Consider the following 24,174-nt stretch of genomic DNA (forward strand, 5'->3'; position numbering starts at 1 on the left):
AATCAGTCTTAAGCCTAGGCCCACGCTCGGGTATCGTCTAATCGCTTCTGCTGATGCCTCCATAGAGGCCGTCGATCATGGCTCTTCGAGCAATTTACGGTATTCGGCCATGCAGGCTTCGGCCAGTGCCGAGCGCGGCGCCGTGCGGCGCATGATCAGGCCCAGCGGGGCCAGGGTGCAGGCCGCTTCGATGGGGTGCAGGCGCAGTTTGCCGGTGACCGCTTCCAGTCCGGTGCCCAACGGCATCACCGCGCAACACAGGCCTCCGTGCACGGCCTGGATCAACTGATGGACGGCATCGGTCTGCAACAGTAGACGCGGGTTCAGGCCGCGGCTGTGGAAGTTGTGGTCCACCGACTGGCGAAAGTGCATGCCCGCAGTGAGCAGGCCCAGCGGCAGCTCGGCCAACGCTTCCCAGTGCAGCGGCTGATCGTCGAAACGGAAGTGCGCCGGGTCGTACAGCAGGCCCATGCGCGACTCACCCAGTGGCAGCGCTTCGAAGCGGTCGTGGTCGAGTTTTTCCAGGTAGGACAGACCCAGGTCGAGGCGATTGCTGGTGAGCTGTTCGAGGATCTGTTCGGAACTGAGGGCACTGAGTTCGAAACTCAGGTCCGGGTGTTGGCGGTGCAGGCGCTGCAACAGCGGCAGTGGGTCGAAGCTCGACAGCGGCACCATCCCCAGCCGCAGCGTGCCGGCGAGATGCCCGCGACAGGCGGCGGCCTCGGCCTGCAGCCCGTCGTAGGCGGCGAGAACCGAGCGTGCCCACGCCAGGATCCGCTCGCCCTGGGCGGTGAAGCCTTCGAAGCGCTGGCCGCGATTGACCAGCTCCAGCCCCAGCTCGCGCTCGAGGTTGCGCAGGCGCATCGAGAGGGTCGGCTGGGTCACGTGGCAAAGCGCGGCGGCCTGGCCGAAATGACGGGTTTCATCCAGGGCGATGAGGAACTTGAGCTGTTTGATGTCCATCGTCGTCTCGGGGTTGGCGGGCGAAGCATTCTAACCTGACCTAGACTCCCTGCTCCGAGATTCATCACTAGGAGAGTGGCATGAGCATTTTCAGTTTCGTGAAAGAGGCGGGCGAGAAACTTATCGACCTGCTGACCCCGGGTAACGCCAATGCCAGCGAGCAACTCAAGGATCACGTGGCCAAGGTCGGGCTGGGCAACCCGAACATCGAGACCACGGTGGACGGTGACAAGGTCACGGTGAAGGGCGAGGTGAGCAGTCAGGAAGAGAAGGAGAAGATTCTGCTGGCGCTGGGCAATATTGCCGGCGTGGCCTCCGTCGATGATCAACTCACGGTGACCGGGCAGGTTGTCGCTGCTTCCCGCTTCGTGGTGGTGAAGAAGGGCGACACCCTCAGCGCCATCTCCCTGACCGTCTACGGCAACGCCAACTTGTACAACAAGATCTTCGAAGCCAACAAGCCGCTGTTGAGCCATCCGGACAAGATCTATCCGGGGCAAACGCTGCGTATTCCAGAGTAAGCCCGCAGATTCACAGTCCTTCCAACAGAACCCGGTAATCCTCCTGCGCCGCGAACTCTTCGGTATCGCGCGCAGGTTTGCGGCTGTCTGGCTGGCGCACGGCGAGCAGGTGGGCGACGCCGAAGGTGCGGGCGCTGCGCAGGATCGCCAGGGTGTCGTCGATGAACAGGCTGCGTGCCGGGTCGAAGCCGGTGTCGGCTTGCAAGGCGGTCCAGAACTGCTGGTTTTCCTTGGGGAAGCCGTAGTCGTGGGAACTGATCATGCGCTCGAAGTAGGGCGCCAGGGCTACCCGCTCCAGTTTCAGCGACAGTGAGTCGCGGTGCGCGTTGGTGATCAGGATCACCCGTTTGCCGGCGTCGCGCAGGGCGGCGAGGAAGGTGTCGGCGTCCGGGCGCAGGGCGATCAGGTTGGCGGTTTCCTGCTTCAGTTCGCGGATCGGCAGCTTGAGTTCGGCGGTCCAGAAGTCCAGGCAATACCAGTTCAGCGACCCGGCGTTGCGCTCGAACAGCGGCTGGATTTCCAGCTCGGCCATGGCCCGGCTGATGCCGTGGTGCTCGGCATAGCGCTGGGGCAGCAGCTCCATCCAGAAGTGATTGTCGTAGTGGAGGTCCAGCAAGGTGCCGTCCATGTCCAACAGGACCGTGTCGATGTCGCGCCAGGCGAGGGCAGGCATGTGAAATATTCTCGTTCGGTCAGGCTATCGTGGGCGGTATAGTAACCCGTTACCGCCAAGGAGCCGCCCCCTCATGCGCCAGAAACCCACCGTCCTTTCCCGCGAGATCGTCGCCAGCAGCCGCCTGTTCCGTGTCGAAGCCGTGCAATTGCGCTTCTCCAACGGCACCGAGCGCACCTACGAACGGCTGGTCGGGCGCGGCAATGGCTACGGCGCGGTGATGATCGTGGCGATGCTCGACAGCGAGCACGCCGTGCTGGTGGAGGAATACTGCGGCGGCACCGACGAATACGAGCTGTCCCTGCCCAAGGGCCTGATCGAGCCGGGCGAGGACGTGCTGGCGGCTGCCAACCGCGAGTTGAAGGAAGAAGCCGGCTTCGGCGCCCGTCAGCTTGAACACCTCACCGAGCTGTCGCTGTCCCCTGGCTACATGAGCCAGAAGATCCAGGTGGTCCTGGCCACCGACCTCTATGAAGAACACCTCCCAGGCGATGAGCCGGAGCCGATGCGTGTCGATCGCGTCAGCCTGCGCGAGCTGTCGGCGCTGGCCCAGCATCCACAGTTTTCCGAAGGCCGGGCGCTGGCGGCGCTCTATCTGGTGCGCGACCTGCTGACCCAGCGTGGAGTGTTCCAGCCATGAACGACCTTGAGCTGATGCCCCACGTGGTGGCGCTGGCGCGCCGCGCCGGCACCGCGATCCTGCCGTTCTGGCGCGTGAACGTGGCGGTAACGGCCAAGGCCGACGAATCGCCGGTCACCGCCGCCGACCTCGCCGCGCACGACGTCATCGCCGAGGGCTTGCAGGCACTGGCGCCGGATATTCCGGTGCTGTCCGAGGAAGACTGCGACATCGCCCTCGAAGAGCGCCAGCGCTGGCAGCGCTGGTGGCTGGTGGACCCGTTGGACGGCACCAAGGAGTTCATCGCCGGGACTGAAGAGTTCACCGTGAATATCGCCCTGGTCGAGCAAGGCCGTGTGGTCTTCGGCGTGGTGGTGATGCCGGTCACTGGCCGTTGCTACTACGGTGGCCGGGGCCTCGGCGCTTGGCGCGCGGAAGCCGATGGCAAGGTGCAGCCGATCAAGGTTCGCCTGGCGCCGCCGGTGGGTGAGTCGTTCACCGTGGTCGCCAGTCGCCGTCATTCCAGCCCGCAGCAGGAGCGTTTGCTGGCCGGCCTCGGCGAAGCGCTGGGGGCGCTGGAGCTGGCCAATATCGGCAGTTCGCTGAAGTTCTGCCTGCTGGCCGAAGGCGCCGCCGATTGCTACCCGCGATTGGCGCCGACTTCGCAGTGGGACACTGCGGCCGCGCAAGGGGTGCTGGAAGGGGCGGGCGGTGAAGTGCTTGGTCTGGACGGCGAGGCCTTTGTTTATCCGCCGCGCGAATCGCTGCTCAACCCGTTCTTCCTTGGCCTGCCCGCCGCCGCGCCGTGGCGCGGCAAGCTGCTGGCACTGGCGTCAGCGATGTAGGACGTACTGCCCGTCGAACGCCACGGCGGGCGCTTCACTGTTCTCGTTGAACACCTGGGTGTGCAGGCTCAGGCGCGCCCGGCCATAGCGCTGATAGGTGCTGACGAAACGCTGCCAGACCTTCTCCTCCGGCGCCTCGCACACCGCGATGGCCGCGCCGGTCACCGGCAGTGGATAACTGATCCGGCCTTCCTGGATGACGATATGCCCGTCATCGATCCCCGCCTCGCGCAAGCGCAGGTGCAGCCAGCCCCAGCCCGCCAGCACCGCGCCGCAATACAGGCTGCCGCCGAACATGGTGCTCTTGTGGTTGACGTTGGCGTCCAGCGGCAGTTGCAGGCGCAGGCGTTGCTGTTGCCAGTCGAGGACCTTGAGGCCCATGTCGCGGGTCAGCGGGATGTCCTGGTGCAGGACGCTTTCCAGGTAGTGGCTGTCGCTGCTCATCAGCGGGTTTCCTCCAGGTCGTCAGCGGCGCTGGCGTTGCTGTCGGCGAAGCTCAGGCCGTGTTTGCGCAGCTTGTCGTGCAGGGTCTTGCGCGGGATGCCGAGGGCTTCGGCGAGGCTGCGCATGGAGTTGTGCGTGCGCGCCAGTTCCGCGGCGATCAGCGAGCGTTCGAAATGCTCGACCTGTTCACTGAGGTTGCCGTTGGCCGGTGGCAGGTCCAGTGGCGCGGCGGCGCTTTCGGCCTGGCCGTCCAGCGCCAGCTCAAGGCCCAGGGCGAAGCGTTCGGCGGCGTTCTGCAACTCGCGCACATTGCCCGGCCAGCCGTGGCGCAGCAGCATCGCCCGTTGCGCCGGCTGCAACGCGTGCGGCGGCAGGCCGTGGCGCTCGCTGGCGGCATCGGCGAAGTGCTGGAACAGCACCAGCACGTCGTCGCCACGCTCGCGCAGCGGCGGAATGCGCAGCGGCGCGACGTTGAGCCGGTAGTAGAGGTCGGCGCGGAAGCGGCCCTGGTCGGCGGCCTGGCGCAGGTCTTCCTTGGTCGCGGCGATGACGCGGATATCCAGCGGAATCTGCTGGTTGCCGCCGAGGCGTTCCAGCACGCGCTCCTGCAGCATGCGCAGCAATTTGACTTGGACATCCAGGCTCATGCTTTCGATTTCGTCGAGGAACAGCGTGCCGCCGTTGGCGAATTCGAACTTGCCGATGCGGCGTTTCTGCGCGCCGGTGAAGGCGCCGGGCTCGTGGCCGAACAGTTCGCTTTCCACCACCGACTCGGCCAGGGCGCCGGCGTTGATCGCCACGAAAGGACCGTCGCGGCGGCTGGACAGGTCGTGCAGGGCGCGGGCCACGACTTCCTTGCCTGCGCCGGTTTCACCGAGGATCAGCACGTCGGCGCGGGTCGCGGCGAGGGCGCCGATCTGCTCGCGCAGGCGCAGGATCGGTGCCGACTGGCCGACCAGTCGGGCACTGAGTTCGTGGCGGTCGCTGAGGGCCAGGCGCAGGCTGCGGTTGTCCAGCACCAGGCGGCGCAGGGCCAGGGCGCGGCGCACGCTGTCGAGCAGGGCATCGCTGGCGAAGGGTTTTTCCAGGAAGTCATAGGCGCCGGCGCGCATCGCCTGCACCGCCAGCGGCACATCGCCGTGGCCGGTGATCAACAGCACCGGCAGTTCCGGGTCCTGGCCGTGCAGTTGTTCCAGCAATTGCAGGCCGTCGATGCCGGGCATGCGGATATCGCTGACCACCACGCCCGGCCAGTCGGCTTCGATGCGTTGGGCCAGGCCCTGGGCGTCGCTCAGCGGCAGCACGCGCAGGCCGGCGAGGTCGAGGGTCTGGCTCAGGGCCTGGCGCAGGTGCGGGTCGTCGTCGACCAGGATTACCTGGATGCGGCTGTCGATCAGCGTCTCGGTGGTCATGCCGAGTGGTCCTCCGAAGTCTTAAGATTGGCGCCGGGCTTGGCCACGCGCAGTTGCAGGGTCAGCAACGCGCCGCCCTCGGGGTGGTTGGCCAGCAGCAACTCACCGCCCAGCGCGCGCATCAGCGTGTCGCAGATCGCCAGGCCCAGGCCAAGGCCCTGGGTGCGGGTCTTGGTGGTGAAAAACGGTTCGCGGGCACGGGCCATGGCCTGGCTGGTGAAGCCCGGGCCGTTGTCGCGAATGGTCAGGTAGACGTAGTCTTCACGCCGCTCGGCACTTATCCACAGTTTGCGGGGATTGGCTTTTTCGGTGAGGGCGTCGAGGGCGTTGGCCAGCAGGTTGCCGAGCACCTGGCGCAGGCGGGTTTCACCGGCCTGCACCCAGAACGTGGCTTCGGGCAGGTCGCGGATCAGCTCGACGGCCATTGCCCGGCGGCGCTTGGCCAACAGCGCCAGTGCGTCGTCCAGCGCCGGTTGCAGGGCCACGCTTTCCGGCGCGTGGCGGTCGCGGCGGGCGAAGGCGCGCAGGTGGGCGATGATCGAGGCCATGCGTCCGGTCAGTTCGTTGATCAGCTTGAGGTTGCCGCGGGCGTCGTCGATGCGCTGGTGGTCGAGCAGCACTTCGGCGTTCTCTGCGTAGCTGCGAATGGCCGCCAGCGGCTGGTTGAGTTCGTGGCTGATGCTCGCCGACATGGTACCGAGCACCGACAACTTGCCGGCCTGGACCAGTTCGTCCTGGGCGCGGGCGGCTTCTTGCTGGGCTTGCTCACGCTCCAGTACTTCGCTTTTCAGGCGGCTGTTGAGGCCTTCGAGATCGGCGGTACGCTCGGCCACGCGCTTTTCCGAGTCGTGACGGGCGCGGGCTTCGAAGTCGATACGGTCCATGTAATGCCGGCGCCGCTGCATGACCAGCCCGACCAGCAGCATCACCGCCAGCAGGGTGGCGCCACCGACCGCCAGTACCGTGCTCACCGAGCGGTCCACCAGCGCCCGCGGGGCGAGGATGTTCACTTCCCAGCCGGTCTCCGGGATAGGCCGGGTTTGTACGAGCCAGGCCTGGCGGTTGAGGTTCAGCGGCTTGGGCTCCTGGGTCGGATAGGGCTGGATCGCGGTGATCGCCTGGCGTTCTTCATCGGTCAGCGGCCGGGTGGCACGGAAGCGCCAGTCGGGACGCGAGGTCAGTACCACCACGCCGTTGCTGTCGGTCAGCAGCAATTGTTCGGGGGTTTTGCCCCAGAGGGTTTCGGTGTGGTCCAGGTCGACCTTGACCACCAGCACGCCGATGACCTCCTCGCCTTGCCACACGGGCGCGCCGAAGAAGTAGCCGCGCTTGGCCGAGGTGGTGCCCTGGCCGAAGAAGCGCCCCAGGCGCCCGGCGGTGGCTTCGCTGAAGTACGGGCGGAAGGCGAAATTGCGGCCGATGAAGCTGTCTTTCTTGTCCCAGTTGGAGGCGGCCAGGGTGTTGCCCTTGGCGTCCATCAGGTAGATCACTTCGGCGCCGGTCTGGCTGCTGATTTCCTTGAGCCGGCGGTTGGCGTTGGTCAGGTATTCCAGGCGAAACGGATCGGCCAGGACGGCGCGCAGGGTCGGCAGGTCGCCGAGAATCTGCGGCAGGGCTTCGTAGCGGTGCAGGATGCCCAGCAGGTTGGCGACGTAGAGGTCGAGGGTCTGGCGGTTCTGGCTGGCCAGCTCTTCCTGGTAATAGTGCTCGGCCAGATGCTTGAGCGGCCAGAGCAGCGGCGCGAGGCACAAGGCCAACAGGGCCAGGCTGCGCCAGCGGGGACGGCGGGGAGTGCTGGGGGTCATGGTCATCGCAACAAAGCGCCAGAAAGATCTGGCGCATTATGCGCTACTTCAGGCAGTCGATCAGCGCCTGATGCCAGTCGGGCTGACTGACGTTCCACTCGCGTTGCAGGCGGCTGCAGTCGAGGCGCGAGTTCAACGGCCGGCGTGCCGGCGTCGGGTATTCGCTGGACGGGATCGGCAGCAGATTGGCGCAGAGTTTGCCGTGGGCCTTGAGCTGCTCGCCGATCGCCTGGGCAAAACCGAACCACGAGGTTTCACCCTGCGCGGTCAGGTGGTAGACGCCCCAGGCGCCGGCCTGGCCGGCTTGCCAGCGCTCGATCAACTGACGGGTGCTGTCGGCGATGGTCCCGGCCCAGGTCGGCGCGCCGATCTGGTCGGCGACGATGCGCAGTTCCGGCTTCTCTTGCAGCAGACGCTGCATGGTCAGCAGGAAGTTGCGGCCGTGGGTCGAGTAGACCCAACTGGTGCGCAGGATCAGGTGCTGCCCACCCACCGCGGCGATGGCCTGTTCGCCGGCCAGCTTGCTGTGCCCGTAGACGCCCAGCGGGTTTGGCGTGTCTTCTTCGGTGTAAGGCCCGGCCTTGCTGCCGTCGAAGACGTAGTCGGTGGAATAGTGGATCAGCGGCACGCCGAGGCGCGCGGCTTCTTCAGCGAAGATGCCAGGCGCCGTGGCGTTGATCGCGAAGGCCAGTTCCGGCTCGTTCTCGGCCTGGTCCACCGCCGTGTGCGCGGCGGCGTTGATGATCAGGTCGGGGGCGATGGCGCGAACCTGTTCGGCAATGCGCTCCGGGTGGGCGAGGTCGAGCTGGTCGCTGCCGAGGACGTGCAACGGGCCCAGCTTGCCCAGCGCGTGCTGGAGGGCCTGGGCGACCTGACCATTACGGCCAATGACGAGGATGTTCACGGGAACAGATCCGCGTCGCGCAGCAGTTTGCCGTTCTGGTCCTTGGCCGAGAGTTTTGGCTCGCCGTCCAGTTCCCAGTCGATGGCCAGGGTCGGGTCGTTCCAGAGGACGCAGCGTTCAGCGGCTGGGTTGTAGTAATCGGTGGTCTTGTACAGGAACTCGGCGTGGTCGCTCAGCACGTAGAAACCGTGGGCGAAGCCTGGCGGAATCCACAACTGACGGTTGTTTTGCGCCGACAGATGAATACTGGTCCAGCGTCCGAAGTTGACCGAGCTACGGCGCAAGTCGACGGCCACATCGAGCACCTCGCCCGCGGTGACCCGCACCACTTTTCCCTGGGCATTTTCAATCTGGTAGTGCAGGCCACGCAGCACGCCTTTTTGCGAGCGTGAATGATTGTCCTGAACAAAATGAGCGGCTACGCCGGTTTTTTCGGCAAACACGCGTTCGTTGAAGCTCTCGTAGAAAAACCCCCGGGCATCTCCGAAAACCGTGGGCTCCAGAATCAGAACTTCCGGCAGGGTACTGGCAGTTACCTTCATTGTGTTTTGCTCATCAGTCCAAGCAGGTATTGGCCATAGCCGGTTTTGCTCAGGGCTTCGGCCCGAGCGGTCAGCTCTGCCTCGTTGATCCAGCCCTGCTGGAAAGCGATCTCTTCGAGGCAGGCGACTTTCAGACCCTGACGATGCTCGATGGTCTGCACATACTGAGACGCCTCAAGCAGGCTGTCGTGGGTGCCGGTGTCCAGCCAGGCGAAGCCACGGCCGAATCGCTCCACGCGCAGGTCGCCGCGCTTCAGGTAGGCGTTGTTGACGTCAGTGATCTCCAGCTCGCCGCGTGCCGAGGGTTTGACGGAGCGGGCGATGCTCACCACATCGTTGTCGTAGAAATACAAGCCGGTCACTGCGTAGTTGGACTTCGGTACCGCCGGCTTCTCCTCAATGGAAAGCACGCGACCGTCAGCGTCGTATTCGACCACGCCGAAGCGCTCGGGCCCCTTGACCCAGTAGCCGAATACCGTCGCACCGTGACCATGACTGGCCGCTTTGAGCAACTGCGCGGTAAAGCCCTGGCCATGGAAGATGTTGTCGCCCAGCACCAGGCACACGGAATCGTCTCCGATAAACTTTTCACCAATCAGAAAAGCCTGGGCCAGGCCGTCCGGGGTGGGTTGCTCGGCGTAGCTGATATCGATGCCAAACTGGCTGCCATCGCCGAGTAACTGGCGATATTGCGGCAGATCGCGTGGAGTGGAAATCACCAGGATTTCGCGGATCCCGGCAAGCATCAGTACCGAAATCGGGTAGTAGATCATCGGTTTGTCGTAGATCGGCAGCAGCTGCTTGGACACACCGAGAGTGATGGGGTGCAGGCGGGTGCCGGAGCCGCCCGCCAGGACAATACCTTTGGTCATGCAATCAGGTCCTTGAAATCGGAGTTGCCCAGGCGTTGTCCCTGGTAGCTGCCGTCTTGTACATGGCGGCACCATTCGAGATTGTCCAGATACCACTGGACGGTCTTGCGCAGGCCGCTCTCGAAGGTTTCTTCGGGAACCCAGCCGAGTTCTCGTTCGATCTTGCCGGCGTCGATGGCGTAGCGCTGATCGTGGCCAGGACGGTCCTGGACGAAGGTGATCAGGTCGGCATAGTTGGCAACGCCTTGCGGACGTTGCGGCGCCAGTTCTTCGAGCAGGGCGCAGATGCCGCGCACGACATCGATATTCTTCTGTTCGTTGTGACCGCCAATGTTGTAGGTCTCGCCCACCACACCTTCGCTCACGACCTTGAGCAGGGCGCGGGCGTGGTCTTCGACGAACAGCCAGTCGCGGATTTGCAGGCCATTGCCATAAACCGGCAGCGGCTTGCCCGCCAGGGCGTTGAGGATCACCAGCGGAATGAGTTTTTCCGGGAAGTGGAACGGACCATAGTTGTTCGAACAGTTGGTCAGCAGCACCGGCAGGCCGTAGGTACGGTGCCAGGCGCGGACCAGATGGTCGGATGCAGCCTTGCTGGCCGAGTACGGCGAGCTTGGCGCGTAAGGCGTGGTCTCGGTGAACAGGTCATCGACACCGTGCAGGTCGCCGTACACTTCGTCGGTGGAGATATGGTGGAAGCGGAACGCTTCACGCTTGCTGGCGGGCAGTTTCGACCAGTAGAAGCGTGCGGCTTCCAGCAGGCTGTAAGTACCGACGATGTTGGTCTGGATGAAGTCCGACGGACCGTCGATGGAACGGTCGACATGGGATTCAGCGGCCAGGTGCATGATCGCGTGCGGCTGGAAGCGCTCGAGGATCGCGCTGACGGTTGCCTGGTCGACGATGTCGGCCTGGACGAACTCATAGCGGGTATTCGTCGCGACGCTGTGCAACGACTCCAGGTTGCCGGCGTAGGTCAACTTGTCCAGGTTGAGCACTTCGTGGTCGGTGTTGTCGATCAGGTGGCGCACCAGCGCCGAGCCGATGAATCCAGCTCCACCGGTGATGAGAATTCGCATGTCGGGGCCGCCTTTATTCCGTAACTTGCATTGAGCAACGGCTACATACTTGTGTGCCGTCGCAGACGGTGCAAGCGGATTGTGCCGGATACGTTGTTTGTCATGCTTTATGCAACGAACTTTAGGCCAACTGTGCAGAATTTTTATCGATGCACTTGCGTTAGCGCCGGACAGATGGCGATATAACCTCAAAAAAACCGAGGTCCCCGCGATGCCCCTCAGTACCCTTATCCACCGCGCAAGCCAACCGTGCCCCACCCTCAGCGAGCAACAGGCTCGTGTCCTGCTCGATCAGCACTACGGGCTGGCGGGCACCTTGCAGGCGCTGGGCAGCCAGCAGGACCTGAACTTTCGCCTCGACACCGGCCAGGGCCGTTATGTGCTGAAAGTCTGCCACGGCAGTTACTCGGCGCAGGAACTGGAGGCCCAGCACGCGGCCCTCGGCTATCTGCGCGAGCGCGGTGTGCCGGTGCCGGCGGTGCGGGTGGCGGCCTCGGGCGAGCAGTTGTTGTCGCTGGATATCGAGGGTCAGGCCGTACGTGCGCGGCTGCTGGACTACATCGACGGGCAGACGCTGACTCGCCTCAAGCACATGGAACCGCGGTTGATGGCCGAACTGGGCGCCCTGTGTGCGCGGGTCGACCAGGCCCTGGCCGATTTCAGCCATCCGGGCCTGACGCGCACCCTGCAATGGGACCCGCAACACGCCCAGGCGCTGATCGCGCACCTGCTGCCGGTGCTCGCCGAGGGGCCGCGCAAGGCGCGCGTGCAGTCCGCCGCGGCCCAGGCGCAGCAGGCGCTGGCTGAAATCCAGGCGGACCTGCCGATGCAGGCCGTGCACCTCGACATCACCGACGACAACGCCGTCTGGCAGCGCGATGCCGACCGGCAGTGGCAACTGCAAGGCGTGATCGATTTCGGCGATCTGCTGCACACCTGGCGAATCGCCGACCTGTCGGTGACTTGCGCGGCCTTGCTGCACCATGCCGAGGGTGATCCGCTGCGTATCCTCCCCGCAGTCGCGGCCTATCATGCGGTCAACCCGCTGACCGAGGCCGAGCTCAAGGCGCTTTGGCCGCTGATCGTCGCCCGCGCCGCAGTGCTGGTGCTCAGTGGCGAGCAACAGGTGAGTATCGATCCGGACAATCAATACAGCCGTGCAAATCTCGCGCACGAGTGGGAGATCTTCGAGGTCGCCGACAGCGTGCCGTTCGCCCTGATGGAGGCGGCGATTCTGCAGGTGGCGGGGATCACGCCGACGGCGCCGGACCTGAGCGCTTGCGCAAACCTGCTGCCGGCCTTGCGCGAGCAGGCGGTGGCGCGGGTCGATCTGGGTGTGCTCAGCGAGCATTTCAGCGCCGGCAACTGGGAGGCGCCGGGTATCGATCAGCAACTGTTGCGTCAGCACCCGGCCCCGGCGGCGTCGCTGTATGGCGAGTATCGGCTGTCGCAAACCCATATCGATAACCCGCAAGAGCCGCAGACCTTCGCCTTGCAGGTCGAACTGCACCTGACGCCCGGCAGCGAACTGCGTGCGCCGTTTGCCGGCACCTGGCGTGAGGACGCGGCGGGCAGCGGCAGTCTGGAAGGCGGGCAAGTCACGCTCTGGCTGTCCGGGATCGACGCGGGTCCGGCCGATGGCCAGGTGATCGAGCAAGGCCAGTTACTGGCGCAAAGTGCCGAGATCGTCACGGTGCAGGTGTGCCGGGTGCCAGGGCTGCGTCCACCGGCCTTTGTCGTGCCGTCCCGCGCGCAGGCCTGGCGGGTGCTGTGCCCGTCGCCGGCGGCGCTGCTCGGTTTTGACTGCGACGCCGCGCCGCTGAGCGATGCCCAAGCCCTGCTGGAGCGCCGCGAGGCCAGCTTCGCCCGTTCGCAGAAGCACTATTACCAGCAACCGCCGCAGATCGAACGCGGCTGGCGCAACTACCTGATCGACCTGCAAGGCCGCTCCTACCTGGACATGCTCAACAACGTCGCGGTGCTCGGCCACGGTCACCCGCGCATGGTCAGCGAGGCGGCGCGGCAATGGTCGTTGCTCAACACCAACTCGCGTTTTCACTATGCGGCCATCGCCGAGTTTTCCGAACGTCTGCTGGCGCTGGCGCCCAAAGGCATGGACCGGGTGTTCCTGGTCAACAGCGGCACCGAGGCCAACGACCTGGCCATCCGTCTAGCCTGGGCCTACAGCGGCGGGCGCGACATGCTCAGCGTGCTCGAGGCGTATCACGGCTGGTCGGTGGCCGCCGACGCGGTGTCCACCTCTATCGCCGATAACCCGCAAGCGCTGAGCACGCGGCCGGAATGGGTGCACCCGGTGACGGCGCCGAACACCTATCGCGGCAAGTACCGCGGCGCCGACAGCACGGTTGATTATGTGAACGATGTGGACAGCGTTCTGGAACAGGTCGACGCTACCGGCCGCCAGCTCGCCGGTTTCATCTGCGAACCGGTCTACGGCAATGCGGGTGGCATTCCACTGCCCGCCGGTTATCTGGAGCAGGTTTACAGCCGTGTCCGCGAGCGCGGTGGGGTGTGCATCGCCGATGAAGTGCAGGTTGGTTATGGACGCATGGGTGAATGGTTCTGGGGTTTCGAAGAGCAGGGCGTAGTGCCGGACATCATCACCATGGCCAAAGGCATGGGCAACGGCCAGCCATTGGGCGCGGTGATCACCCGCCGGGAAATCGCCGAGGCGCTGGAAGCCGAGGGCTATTTCTTCTCATCCGCGGGCGGCAGCCCGGTCAGTTGCCGGATCGGCATGGCGGTACTCGACGTGATGGCCGAAGAAGGGCTGTGGGAAAAGGCCCGGGAAGTCGGCGGCTACTTCAAGGCGCGTCTGCAGGCGTTGATCGATGAATATCCGCTGGCGGGCGCGGTGCACGGGTCCGGGTTCTACCTCGGCCTGGAACTGGTGCGCGATCCGCAAACCCTGGAACCGGCCACCGAAGAAACCGCCGCCCTGTGCAATCGCCTGCGTGACCTGGGCATTTTCATGCAGCCGACCGGCGACTACCTGAACATCCTGAAGATCAAGCCGCCGATGTGCACGACCCGCGAAAGCGTGGACTTCTTCGTCGACAGCGTGGCCAAGGTGCTGTCGGAAGACCTGTAAGCGTTGAAACGCAAAAAGCCGGTCAATTCGATTGTTATCGAATTAACCGGCTTTTTATTGGTCGGAGTATTTTATTTGTCACTTCTAATGCAGATATTTATCGGCTATAAAGGCAATCACTGATTACCCACCCTTTCTGTACAACCACCGGCCCGCCCCGGGCACAACCCAGGTTCGACCATGAAGACTTTGACCTCTACCCCCCGTGCCGATGGCTTCCACATGCCCGCCGAATGGGCGCCACAAACCCAGGTCTGGATGATCTGGCCGGAGCGTCCGGACAACTGGCGCCTGGGCGGCAAGCCGGCGCAGGCCGCGCACGTTGCCGTGGCCAAGGCGATCGCCCGCTTCGAGCCGGTGACCGTCGGCGTTTCCGCCGGCCAGTACGAGAACGCCCTCGCGCGCCTGGCCGATGAGCCGAACATCCGCGTGGTGGAAATCAGCAACGACGACGCCTGGGTCCGCGACACCGGGCCGACCTTCGTCATCAACGACAACGGCGATGTGCGCGGCGTGGATTGGGGCTTCAACGCCTGGGGCGGTTTCCTTGGCGGTCTGTACGCACCCTGGAACCGTGACGAGCAAGTGGCCGGCAAGATCCTCGGTATCGAGCGCAACGCGCGCTATGTCACCGAAGGCTTCGTGCTCGAAGGCGGCTCGATCCACGTCGATGGCGAAGGCACCCTGATCACCACCGAGGAATGCCTGCTCAACGCCAACCGCAACCCGCACCTGAACCGCGAGCAGATCGAAGAAATCCTGCGCGAGAACCTCGCCGTGGACACCATCGTCTGGCTGCCGGACGGCCTGTACAACGACGAGACCGACGGCCACGTCGACAACTTCTGCTGTTACGTCAGCCCGGGCGAAGTGTTACTGGCCTGGACCGATGATTCCAATGACCCCAACTACGCGCGTTGCCGCGCGGCCATGGCGGTGCTGGAAAGCCAGCGCGATGCCAAGGGGCGCACGTTCGTGGTGCACAAAATGCCGATTCCGGGCCCGATGTTCGCCACCGAGGAAGAGTGCGATGGCGTCGATCCGGTCGCCGGCAGCCAGGAGCGCAGCCCGTCCTCGCGCCTGGCCGGTTCCTATGTGAACTTCCTCATCGTCAATGGCGGCATCATTGCGCCGAGCTTCAACGACCCGGCGGATGCTGAAGCTAGAGCGATCCTGGCGCGCCTGTTCCCGGACCACAAAGTGGTCATGGTGCCCGGACGTGAGCTACTGCTCGGCGGCGGCAATATTCACTGCCTGACCCAGCAGCAGCCTGCACCCGCAAGTCGTTGATCTGACGTCAAAAAAAAGCCCGTCCTGTGACGGGCTTTTTTATTGGCTGGACGACAGTCGGCACCCCTGGATGGCACAGCTCTTGTATTTGATTCACTTGTTACCAAGTGGACGGACGGTCGTGCACCGCACGGATCTGTCATAAAGCTTGAGTAAGGTAGCCGCTCACGCCTCTGGGGGAGTACGTGTGAAATGAATGCAGCACGTGAGTTGGCTTCGCACCCGACAGTGATGAACCACGAAGCGCTCCAGGTATTGGCGCGGTGGTTGAAACACAATGGACCAACCCGGGTCAGGAAGACCGATCCACGGCGCATGCTGGTAGAACGCTATCCGGCAGGCCTGATTACCGACGCGGAGCTCGATGCTCTGGTGGGTATCTGGCAGGGCTGATGGGGCGACGGCTGAAAGAGAAAAAGGGCGGCACCGGTTAACGGTGCCGCCCTTTTTCATTGATCAGAAGCTGTAAGTCCCGGTCACCACCAGGCTGCGCGGATCGCCAAACTGGATCTGCGATGCGCTGGTCCCCGACGCGTAGTAGGTCTTGTCGGCGATATTGCTCAGCGCCGCACGCAGGTCCCAGTCCCTGGTGCGGTAGCCGGCCAGGGCATCCCAGGTGCCATAGCCCGGCAGGGCGATGGTGTTGCGGGTATCGGCATAACGCTGGCCGACCAGGGTCAGGCCGGTCTCGGCGTACCAGCCCATTTCCGGTTTCCAGGTCAGGAACACGCTGGCGTTGCGCTTGGCCACATCGGCAATGCGGTTGCCGGCGTTGCCTTCACTGTCGTCGACGATGGTGGCGTCCTGCACACCAATACCGCCACGCACATACCAGTTGCCACCCAGCTTGCCGCTGGCGGTCAGTTCGATACCGCGCGAGCGTTGCAGGCCGGTGAGGATCACCCGGTTGCGGTCCAGCGGATCGAGGTTGCGGCGGTTGAACAGTTCCAGCTCATACACCGCGAGCGTGGTGCTCAGGCGCTCGTCCAGCCAGTCGCTCTTGACCCCGATTTCCTTCTGTCTGGTGTGCTCCGGGCCCACCTCGTTGGTGTTGCCCGCAGCGCCCGGGGTGATGCCGATCAGGCCGCCGCCCACTGGCGAGAACGTCTTGCTCCAGGAGGCGTAGAACGAGTGTTCTTTCCACGGTGTGTAGACCACGCCCAGACGCGGGCTGGTGCTGTTGCTGTCCTGCTTTTCGTTCCTGCCGGTGACCTTGCTGGTGGTCTCGACTTCGAAGCGGTCGAAACGCAGGCCGGCCAGTACTTGCCACTGATCGTTCAGGCGAATCTGGTCCTGCAGGTACAGGCCGCGGCTACTGACGTCGGTGTGGTTGTTGCTCGAAACCACCATCCGGCCGGTGTGCTGCAGGTCGCGGTTGGGGTTGTAGACGTTGAGTGACGGCACGGCCTGGCCACCCGCGCTGACCGCCTGCGCGGTGTGCAGCAGCGAATTGCGCCGCTGCTCGCCCAGCTCCAGACCGGTGAGGAGCGTGTGTTCGATGCCGAACGTATCGAAGCGACCTTCGGCTTCCAGGTTGTTGAACAGGTTGCGGGTGTTCAGGTCCTGCTGCCAGCGCTGGCGGGTGACCAGGCCGGTGGCCGGGGTGTAGCCGGACAGGTAGGTGTTGTCGAAATCGCTGTCCAGGGTGATCAGGCCGAGGGTGTGGCGCAGTTGCCAGTTCTCGTTCAACTGATAGTTCAGGCGCGAGCGCAGCGACTCGGTCTTGTCGTCGATGTAGTCGCGATGGGTGTCGCCGTAGGTGGTGTCGCGGCTGACATCCACCGGGCGGCCGGTCAGCGGGTTGCCGGGGATGCCGCGATCCGGCGTGCGGTTGTAGCGGTTGTACTCGTACTGCACCAGCCAGTTCAGGTCCGGGGTCAGTTGCCAGCTCATCGACGGGGCGAACAACTGGCGGTTGCCATCGATACCGTCGCGGAAGCTGTTGTTGTCGCTGTTACCCATGTTCAGCCGCAGGCTGATGGTGTCCGACGGATCAGCGCTGAGGTCGGCATACAGGCTGCGCATGTCTCCGCTGCCGCCCTGGGCTTCGATGCTGGAGCGGCGACCGGCTTCCGGGGCCTTGCTCACCCGGTTGATGATGCCGCCCTGGCTGCCACGGCCATACAGCACGGCCGCCGGGCCCTTGAGCACCTCTATGCGCTCGATGTTGTGCAGGTCGCGAACGTACTGGCTGTCGTCGCGGATACCGTCCAGATAGAAGTCGTTGCTCGCGTCGAAGCCGCGAATCCGCACGCTGTCGAAGCGGGTGTCGGCGCCACTGCTGACGTTGGGAATGCCGCTCAGCGCCTTGCCGAGGTCGTTGGTCCCGTAATCCAGCACGTTGCTGGTCTTCAGCGAGTCGATGGCCTGCGGCACGTAGCGCACCGGGGTCGAGGTGCGGGTGGCCGTGGTGACCTCCTTGACCCGCGGATCATCGCGCTCGCGCTCGCTGTCGGCGGTGACCGACAGTTCCGGCAACGTGGTGCTGGCAGCCACGGCCAGGCTGGAGCTGAATAACAGGGAAAGGCCTAGGGACAAAGGAGACAGGCGGCAAGGGGCAGGCATGTGAGGAAAGTATCCGGATGGTTTTTAGAGGTTGAGAAACGCGCGAATGATAATGCTTGGCATTTGCAAACGTTAACTCTTTAGTCTTTGCCATTCCGGTTATTTGTTTCTGAATGTATCCGAGGTGAAACTTTTCAGCACATCGGTAAACCCTGTCCAAATGGGCAGTTTCAGCCATTTTCAACAGCACAATCCGCTGCTCAATGGGAGGAATTCGCAGCTAAAACGGCGAGAAACATGAAATTTGACATCATTCCTTCACGAATTTTTGACATGCCGTTCCGGGCGCGGCTAGGATTCGGCCCAACGCCTGTAGGCCCACTGGCCAAGACTCAAAAATAAAAGGCCCGCTGCGATCGATCGCACGCGGGCTTTTTATTTCCAGTCCGTGAGCGTCAACCCACGCAGGGGGCGTGGTTCTGGCGTTTGGCTGCAGCGCGTATCCATCACGTAATAAGGAAAACAAGATGTTGAAAACCAGGATCAGTCTGCTCGCACTGGGTCTTATGGCCGCCACTCAGGCAATGGCCAACGACCAAGCCGCTTCCAAAGGCTTCGTCGAAGACAGCAGCGCCTCGCTGCTGCTGCGCAACGCTTACATCAAGCGTGACAAGAAACACGACACCAACGACCAGATGCAGTGGGGCCAAGGCTTCATCGGTAAGTTCAGCTCGGGCTTCACCCAGGGCACCGTCGGCGTCGGCGTTGATGCCTTCGGCCTGTACGGCGTACGTCTGGACGGTGGCAGCGGCCACAACAACGCTCCAGGCATCGACTTCTTCCAGCGTGGCGAAACCAGCAAGAACTCCCCGCACGACATCTCCCGTGGTGGTGCAGCGGTCAAGTTCCGCGTTTCCAACACCGTGCTGAAGTACGGCGACCAGATGCCTTCGCTGCCAGTGCTGCAATACGACGACGCGCGTCTGCTGCCTGAAAGCTTCACTGGCACCTCGATCAACTCCAAGGAAATCGAAGGCCTGGAGCTGAACGCCGGTCGCTACACCCGCGAAGCTCGCAAGAGCGGCGAAGACCGTGATACCGCTCTGAAGTCGATCAACGTCTTCGGCGGTACCTACAAGTTCGCGCCGAACCTGACCGCCTCGCTGTACACCTCCGATGTCGAAGACGTGCTGAAGAAGCACTACCTGGGCGTCAACTACGTCCACGCCATTGCCAAGGATCAGTCCCTGACCCTGGACTTCAACGGCTACAAGTCTGACATCGACAAGAAGTACGTTCAGAAGGCCGACCTGACTGGCGACAGCAACACCATCTGGAGCCTGGCGGCTACCTACGCTTTCGGCCCGCACTCGGTGACCATCGCTCACCAGCGCAGCACCGGCAGCACCGGCTACCAGTACGGCTGGTACCAGGACAAAGGCGGCGTGGGTGACGGTGGTTCGACCATCTACCTGGCCAACTCCTACTGGTCCGACTTCAACGCTGAAGACGAGCGTTCCTGGCAGATCGGCTACGGCCTGGACTTCGGCGCCTTCGGCGTACCGGGTCTGACCTACAGCGTCGCCTATGTTCGCGGTGACAACATCAACACCCACGGTTTCGGTGAAGGCACCGAGCGTGAAATCTTCAACCAGTTCAAGTACGTCGTACAGGAAGGCCCTGCCAAGGACCTGAGCCTGAAAGTTCGCAGCTCGTTCCTGCGTACTTCGGATAGCGTGCGTGAAAACGGCTACAACGACGACGGCAACGAACTGCGCATCTTCGTTGAGTACCCAATCAGCATCTTCTGATTCTGATTGCGTAACGAAAAGGCTCACCTGACGGTGGGCCTTTTTTGTTTTTACCTTCGGAAGGGTTGCACGGTGGGTTACGCGGCGGCTGACTTCATCGTGTGTGCCATGCCTATAAAATCTTTGCCTCCAGTGCATTGATGTGTACGGTACACACTTAGCGGAGGCGCTTGATAACATGCGCAGCAGGGAAGTCATTACCCTGCTTGAGGCGGATGGGTGGCTGTTAATAGGCGTTCGTGGGAGCCACCACCATTTCAAGCATCCAGTGAAGCCGGGAAGGGTCACCGTCCCACACCCTAAAATCCAGATAGCCACCGGAACGCTGCACAGCATACTCAGGGCCGCTGGCCTCAAATGAGCTGGAGTAGTCCCCAGCATGCTTCCTCAGGAGGACCCCGTGAAGATCCCGATAGTCATTCACAAAGACCCCGACTCCGACTACGGCGTAACCGTTCCCGATGTACCTGGTTGCTTCAGCGCAGGGGAAACGGTCGAGGACGCTCTGGACAATGTGCAGGAGGCGCTGGCGCTGCACTTCGACGCGCTGGTGGCTGACGGTGAGACGTTGCCTCAAGGCCGACCGATTGATGCTCACTTGAGTAACCCGGACTATGCGGGCGGTGTATGGGCTGTAGTCGACTTCGATATCACGCCTTACCTGGGAAAGTCCGTCCGTTTCAACGCAACGTTGCCTGAGCACTTGTTGCAGCGCATCGATGACTACGTGAAAACGCATCCGGAACAGAAGAGCCGTTCCGGCTTTCTGGCATCTGCCGCGTTGCGGGTATTGTCGGGTGCCTGAGTGTGATGTTCCGGTGCTCTCTTCACACGACTGAACCCTACCCCCGCCGCTCCCGGTACTCCCGCGGCGACACCCCGAACTCGCTCTTGAATGCCCTGGAAAAATGGCTCAGGTCCTTGAACCCCCAGCTCAGGGCGATGGGGGTGATTTTCACGTCGCTTTGCAGGATCGCCTCGGCGCAGCGGTGCAGGCGGCGTTCGAGGATGTAGCGACCCACGCTGGTTTCATACCGCGCGAACAGGCGATGCAGGTTGCGCACCGAGGTGCCGGCCGCGCAGGCGATGCGTTCCGGGCACAGGCTTTCATCCGTCAGGTAGCGCTCGATCACGGCCTTGGCCTTGGTCATCACCGCCGGCGGCGAGGCCTCGGATGGATCGCCCGGTTCCGCCGTCAAGGCCGGGCGCAGCAGGGCGAGGAGGGCATCGAGTACCGCGAGGGACTCATCGGTGGTGAGGCGGGTGTCGTTGAGCAACTGGCCCACCAGCATGGCGCTCATCGTGCCTATGGCAGATGCCGCGTCGATCCGCTGGTTGATCCGCAAGCGCTGCTCGCGAAAGCGTCGCAGCACGTCCTGGCGCGGCAGGATCAGCGAGACCTGATCACTCAGCCCGCGAAAGTGAAAGTCGCTCGGCCGGGCCACATCCAGCAGCACCAGGTCGCCACTGGCAAGACGGGTCTGGGCGTCGGACTGGCAACTCAGCGCTTCTCCGCTCAGTTGCAGCACCAGATAGAAGAAGTCCTTGTCGTCGCCGCGAATGTCGCGCTGCGAGCGGTGCACGTGGGAGCAATTGCTGGTGATGCGCGCACCTTCGACCTGGCAGCGCTGGCGGTCCAGCGCGGTGACCGCGCCCTGGAAGCTGGTGATGTGGCTATCGATCGGCGGTTCGACATGGAAGGTGCCGCAACTGGAAGCGAGGTCGCCATGCCAGACTTCGAAGCCTTCGCGCCCTTGAAACAGATTCGCGTGCTGCAGGTTCATCGCTTACCTCGGGCCGGCTGAAGCCGGTGTTGTTCTTGTGGGGGCGCGCGGTGGAACGGGAGTTCGTGACAATCTACTAACATGTTAATTGTTTTTACAAGTTCGCCGACGCCGTCGCGACGCATGGCACGGCAAGGCAAGCGGCTGGCGCTGTGAGCCGTGTTCAGCACAGGCGGCGAGGGTCTTTAATCATGGCTCGTCCCACTACCGCGTATCCGGCCATGAATAACAACAATAGCCAGCATCTACAGCCCACCTTGCGCTGGACCGACGCCTTCGCCCTGTCGATGGCGGTGTCCGGTTCCATCTTCGCGTCCTTCGGTTTCGCCCTCGGCGTGCTCGGCCCGGTCGGCGCCCTGGCGCTCTGGGTCGGCTCGGCCGCCGTCGGTGCGTGCCAGAACTGGATCTTCCTTGAAGTCTCGGCGATGTTCCCGGACAAGCCCGGCGGCATCGCCATGATCGCCACCGAGGGCTGGCGCCGGCGTTGCACGCTGGTCGGTCCGCTGGCCTCGTTCGGCTACTGGCTGGGCTGGTCGGCGGTGCTGTCCATCGTCAGTGTCAGCGCCGGCGCGCTGGCACAGGCCCAGTGGTTCTCCAGCCAGACCTGGAGCTACAGCTTCGGCCCGCTGAGTGTCGGTCTGCCGCAATTGATCGGGGCCGGCCTGCTGTTGCTGTTCTGGCAGTTCAATCGTTTGGGCGTGCATATGGCCGCGTCGGTGTCGAAATACATGGGCGCGTTGTTGCTGGTGCCGATCCTGGTGCTGGCGGTGTCGCCGGTGTTCGGCGATGGCTGGAGCGTCGAGCGTTTCCGCCACGCCCTCAGCGAGCCGGTGGCGCTGGACTGGAGTTTCTGGCGCACCGCCCTGGTGTGGTTATTCCTGGTCAGTTGGAGCGCCTACGGCACCGAGATGTGCGCCGCTTTCGGCCCGGAGTACCGCAGCCAGCGCGATATGCGCCTGGCCCTGCTGACCTCCGGCGGCTACACGGTGCTGGTGTTCGCTGCCGTCGCCTTCGGCCTTGGCGGGCTGGTGGACCGCGAAGCCGCGCTGGCCAACCCGAGCGGCTTCTACATCGACGCCTTCAACGCGGTGGTGGGCAGCGGCTACAGTGACTTTTTCATCGTTGCCCTGCTGGTCGGCCTGTTCATGGGCCTCAATGCCGCCCTGGCCGACGGCTCCCGCGCGCTTTACGGCATGGCCCTGGAAGGCCTGACCATCCGCCAGTTGGGCACCCTCAACAAGCACCAGGTGCCGGGGCGTTGCATGAGCGTGGCGGTGGTACTCAACCTGGCCATGATCTTCCTGCTGTCCTCGCCGCTGGCGATGCTGGTGACGGCCAATATCGGCTACCTGGTGGCGATTTTCTTCGCCTTGTCCGGCTTCCTCCTGCTGCGCCACGACGCGCCGGACCTGCCGCGTCCGGTGCGGCTGGGCCGAGGCTGGATTCCGGTCGCCTGGGTCCTGAGCCTGTTCACCGCCGTCGTGGTGGTGGTCGGCACGGCGTCGGCGGAACTGGCTGGCTACGGCGGCCTGAAAGAAGTCGCCACCGGCCTGGGCATTCTCCTGCTGTCGCTGGTGCTCTACGGCATCCGCCGGCTGCAGGACCGTCACCCCACGCCGGGCGCGCTTTCCCGTTAACCGGTTCGATCACGACACGTACAAGGTGAACCCATGCTGTCCGTAGAAACCCCCACCACCTACTACACCGCCACGCGCAAATACGACCTCAGGTTCCCCGACCTGGAGCAGGACCTGGAAGCCGAGGTCGTGGTCATCGGCGGCGGCTTTTCCGGCGTCAACACGGCACTGGAACTGGCCGAGCGCGGTGTCACCGATATCGTCCTGCTGGAGGCTCGCTACCTGGGCTTCGGCGGTTCGGGTCGCAACGGTGGGCACATCATGGCCGGCATCGGCCACGACCTGGAGAAGATCCGCAAGAGCGTTGGCAACGATGGCCTGCAGGCCGTCTTCGAGATCAGCGACCTGGGCGCGTCGATCATCCAGTCGCGCATCGCCAAATACGACATCGACGCCGACTTCCGCCACGGCTACGGCTACCTCGGATTCAACAAGCGCCAGGGCAAGCTGCTGCAGGCGTGGGAAAAGGAATTCAAGCAACTCAGCCCGAACCATGAGATCGCCTATCTGGAAGGCAGCGAAGTCCGTGGCATCGTCGGCTCGGATGTCTACACCTGCGCGCTCAAGCACATGGGCAACGGTCATCTGCATTCGCTGAACATGCTGCTGGGCTCCGCCAAGGCACTGATGGAGCAGGGCGGACGGATCTTCGAAAACACTCCGGTGCTCGAGGTGACCTACGGCGACACCATTCACATCCGCACCGCCAAAGGCTCGGTGCGGGCGAAGAAGATCCTGTGGTCGTGCGGCGCCTTCCTCGACCGCCTGGAACCCGACCTGCACAAGAGCATCGTCAATACCTACGCCTTCCAGTTGGTGACCGAGCCGATGCCGGACGCGCTGATCCAGCAGATCAGCCCCATCCGTGGCGCCTTCAGCGACATCCGCCCGGTGATCGAGTACTACCGCGTCACCAACGAAAACCGCCTGTTGTTCGGCTCGGCCACGCGGATGCTTGAGTACATCCCCAACGACCTCAAAGAGTGGAACCGCAAGCTGATGCTCAAGGTGTTCCCCTACCTGGAACCCGTACGCATCGACCTCGCCTGGGGCGGACCGATGGAGTGCAGCGCCAACCTGTTCCCGCAGATCGGCACCTTGCCGGGCCGGCCCAACGCTTATTTCGTCCAGGGCTACTCCGGCTTCGGCGTGACCCCGAGCCACGTCATCAGCCAGGTGGTGGCCGACGGCATGACCCGCGGCTCGCGCCACTGGGACGTGATGAGCGCGATCCCCCGCACCCGCATTCCCGGCAAGGACAACCTGCGCAACCTGATCTGCACCCTGGGCAAGGTCAGTCACCAACTCGCCGGCTATCGTAACGGCCGCCGCTGAACCCCAACCCGATCTGAAACG

General features: G+C 63.7%; 22 protein-coding genes. 11 read left to right on the plus strand and 11 right to left on the minus strand.

Going from position 1 to position 24,174, the window contains the following annotated elements; translation table 11 throughout:
- Positions 1-75: 75 nt before the first annotated feature.
- Complete coding sequence (locus NTD82_RS18805; protein WP_262129766.1) at positions 76-963, minus strand: LysR family transcriptional regulator; 888 nt, start codon at positions 961-963, stop codon at positions 76-78.
- 80 nt (positions 964-1,043) lie between these two features.
- Between NTD82_RS18805 and lysM the strand changes: the two genes are divergently transcribed.
- Positions 1,044-1,484: a peptidoglycan-binding protein LysM gene (gene lysM, locus NTD82_RS18810; protein ID WP_095159493.1), complete on the plus strand. Its 441-nt coding sequence runs from the start codon at positions 1,044-1,046 to the stop codon at positions 1,482-1,484.
- 10 nt (positions 1,485-1,494) lie between these two features.
- Here the strand turns inward: lysM and yrfG are convergent, their stop codons facing one another.
- Positions 1,495-2,157, minus strand: coding sequence for a GMP/IMP nucleotidase (gene yrfG, locus NTD82_RS18815; protein WP_095159494.1), 663 nt, complete (start codon positions 2,155-2,157; stop codon positions 1,495-1,497).
- A 73-nt stretch (positions 2,158-2,230) separates the two neighbouring features.
- On the opposite strand from yrfG, the gene nudE reads away from it, so the two are divergent.
- Together nudE and cysQ are read left to right on the plus strand one after the other, a co-directional pair.
- Positions 2,231-2,797, plus strand: coding sequence for an ADP compounds hydrolase NudE (nudE, locus tag NTD82_RS18820; RefSeq protein ID WP_110972036.1), 567 nt, complete (start codon positions 2,231-2,233; stop codon positions 2,795-2,797).
- A complete protein-coding gene (gene cysQ / locus NTD82_RS18825) occupies positions 2,794-3,621 on the plus strand; it encodes a 3'(2'),5'-bisphosphate nucleotidase CysQ (protein WP_095159496.1) in 828 nt (275 codons plus the stop codon). The genes nudE and cysQ overlap by 4 nt, the downstream gene beginning before the upstream one ends.
- Here the strand turns inward: cysQ and NTD82_RS18830 are convergent.
- The 7 genes from NTD82_RS18830 to rfbB are packed head-to-tail and all read right to left on the minus strand — an operon-like array spanning position 3,610 to position 10,679.
- A complete protein-coding gene (locus NTD82_RS18830; protein ID WP_262129769.1) occupies positions 3,610-4,065 on the minus strand; it encodes a thioesterase domain-containing protein in 456 nt (151 codons plus the stop codon). The two genes, cysQ and NTD82_RS18830, sit on opposite strands and share 12 nt — an antisense overlap.
- Positions 4,065-5,477: a sigma-54-dependent transcriptional regulator gene (locus NTD82_RS18835; protein ID WP_095159498.1), complete on the minus strand. Its 1,413-nt coding sequence runs from the start codon at positions 5,475-5,477 to the stop codon at positions 4,065-4,067. The genes NTD82_RS18830 and NTD82_RS18835 overlap by 1 nt, the downstream gene beginning before the upstream one ends.
- A complete protein-coding gene (locus NTD82_RS18840) occupies positions 5,474-7,288 on the minus strand; it encodes an ATP-binding protein (protein ID WP_262129770.1) in 1,815 nt (604 codons plus the stop codon). Before NTD82_RS18840 ends, NTD82_RS18835 begins: the two co-directional genes overlap by 4 nt.
- 37 nt (positions 7,289-7,325) lie before the next feature.
- Positions 7,326-8,186, minus strand: a complete 861-nt coding sequence (gene rfbD / locus NTD82_RS18845) for a dTDP-4-dehydrorhamnose reductase (protein WP_262129771.1) — start codon at positions 8,184-8,186, stop codon at positions 7,326-7,328.
- A complete protein-coding gene (rfbC, locus tag NTD82_RS18850; protein ID WP_262129772.1) occupies positions 8,183-8,728 on the minus strand; it encodes a dTDP-4-dehydrorhamnose 3,5-epimerase in 546 nt (181 codons plus the stop codon). Before rfbC ends, rfbD begins: the two co-directional genes overlap by 4 nt.
- Complete coding sequence (gene rfbA, locus NTD82_RS18855; RefSeq protein ID WP_262129773.1) at positions 8,725-9,600, minus strand: glucose-1-phosphate thymidylyltransferase RfbA; 876 nt, start codon at positions 9,598-9,600, stop codon at positions 8,725-8,727. The genes rfbC and rfbA overlap by 4 nt, the downstream gene beginning before the upstream one ends.
- Positions 9,597-10,679 (minus strand): dTDP-glucose 4,6-dehydratase, encoded by a 1,083-nt coding sequence (gene rfbB, locus NTD82_RS18860; RefSeq protein ID WP_262129774.1) that lies wholly within the window; start codon positions 10,677-10,679, stop codon positions 9,597-9,599. The genes rfbA and rfbB overlap by 4 nt, the downstream gene beginning before the upstream one ends.
- A gap of 211 nt (positions 10,680-10,890) precedes the next feature.
- Here rfbB and NTD82_RS18865 point away from each other — a divergent pair, with 211 nt between their 5' ends.
- The 3 genes from NTD82_RS18865 to NTD82_RS18875 all read left to right on the plus strand — a co-directional run bounded on the left by NTD82_RS18865 (position 10,891) and on the right by NTD82_RS18875 (position 15,474).
- Positions 10,891-13,791: an aminotransferase gene (locus NTD82_RS18865; RefSeq protein WP_262129775.1), complete on the plus strand. Its 2,901-nt coding sequence runs from the start codon at positions 10,891-10,893 to the stop codon at positions 13,789-13,791.
- A 180-nt stretch (positions 13,792-13,971) separates the two neighbouring features.
- A complete protein-coding gene (gene aguA, locus NTD82_RS18870; protein ID WP_095159505.1) occupies positions 13,972-15,081 on the plus strand; it encodes an agmatine deiminase in 1,110 nt (369 codons plus the stop codon).
- Between the two features lie 192 nt (positions 15,082-15,273).
- On the plus strand, positions 15,274-15,474 hold the full coding sequence (locus tag NTD82_RS18875; RefSeq protein ID WP_095159506.1) for a hypothetical protein: 201 nt from the start codon (positions 15,274-15,276) through the stop codon (positions 15,472-15,474).
- 63 nt (positions 15,475-15,537) lie between these two features.
- Here NTD82_RS18875 and NTD82_RS18880 read toward each other — a convergent pair whose 3' ends face one another.
- Entirely contained in the window at positions 15,538-17,646 is a 2,109-nt protein-coding gene (locus tag NTD82_RS18880) for a TonB-dependent receptor (protein ID WP_262129776.1), read from the minus strand.
- Between the two features lie 467 nt (positions 17,647-18,113).
- Between NTD82_RS18880 and NTD82_RS18885 the strand changes: the two genes are divergently transcribed.
- The 3 genes from NTD82_RS18885 (at position 18,114) to NTD82_RS18895 (ending at position 20,202) form a co-directional block, all read left to right on the plus strand.
- Positions 18,114-19,397, plus strand: coding sequence for an OprD family porin (locus NTD82_RS18885; RefSeq protein ID WP_262129777.1), 1,284 nt, complete (start codon positions 18,114-18,116; stop codon positions 19,395-19,397).
- Between the two features lie 178 nt (positions 19,398-19,575).
- Positions 19,576-19,758, plus strand: a complete 183-nt coding sequence (locus NTD82_RS18890; protein WP_262129778.1) for a type II toxin-antitoxin system HicA family toxin — start codon at positions 19,576-19,578, stop codon at positions 19,756-19,758.
- Positions 19,759-19,797: 39 nt separating this feature from the next.
- Entirely contained in the window at positions 19,798-20,202 is a 405-nt protein-coding gene (locus NTD82_RS18895) for a type II toxin-antitoxin system HicB family antitoxin (protein ID WP_110972061.1), read from the plus strand.
- Between the two features lie 37 nt (positions 20,203-20,239).
- On the opposite strand, the gene feaR is transcribed toward NTD82_RS18895, so the two are convergent.
- Entirely contained in the window at positions 20,240-21,181 is a 942-nt protein-coding gene (gene feaR, locus NTD82_RS18900; protein WP_262129779.1) for a transcriptional regulator FeaR, read from the minus strand.
- A gap of 221 nt (positions 21,182-21,402) precedes the next feature.
- Between feaR and NTD82_RS18905 the strand changes: the two genes are divergently transcribed.
- Positions 21,403-22,818 carry an APC family permease gene (locus tag NTD82_RS18905; protein ID WP_262129780.1) on the plus strand — a complete coding sequence of 472 codons (1,416 nt, stop codon included), beginning with the start codon at positions 21,403-21,405 and terminating at the stop codon, positions 22,816-22,818.
- Positions 22,819-22,851: 33 nt separating this feature from the next.
- Positions 22,852-24,153: an NAD(P)/FAD-dependent oxidoreductase gene (locus NTD82_RS18910; RefSeq protein ID WP_262129781.1), complete on the plus strand. Its 1,302-nt coding sequence runs from the start codon at positions 22,852-22,854 to the stop codon at positions 24,151-24,153.
- The last annotated feature ends 21 nt before the right edge of the window (positions 24,154-24,174 follow it).

This window comes from Pseudomonas sp. 5P_5.1_Bac1 (assembly GCF_025466015.1).
In the GTDB taxonomy this organism is placed as follows: Bacteria; Pseudomonadota; Gammaproteobacteria; order Pseudomonadales; family Pseudomonadaceae; genus Aquipseudomonas.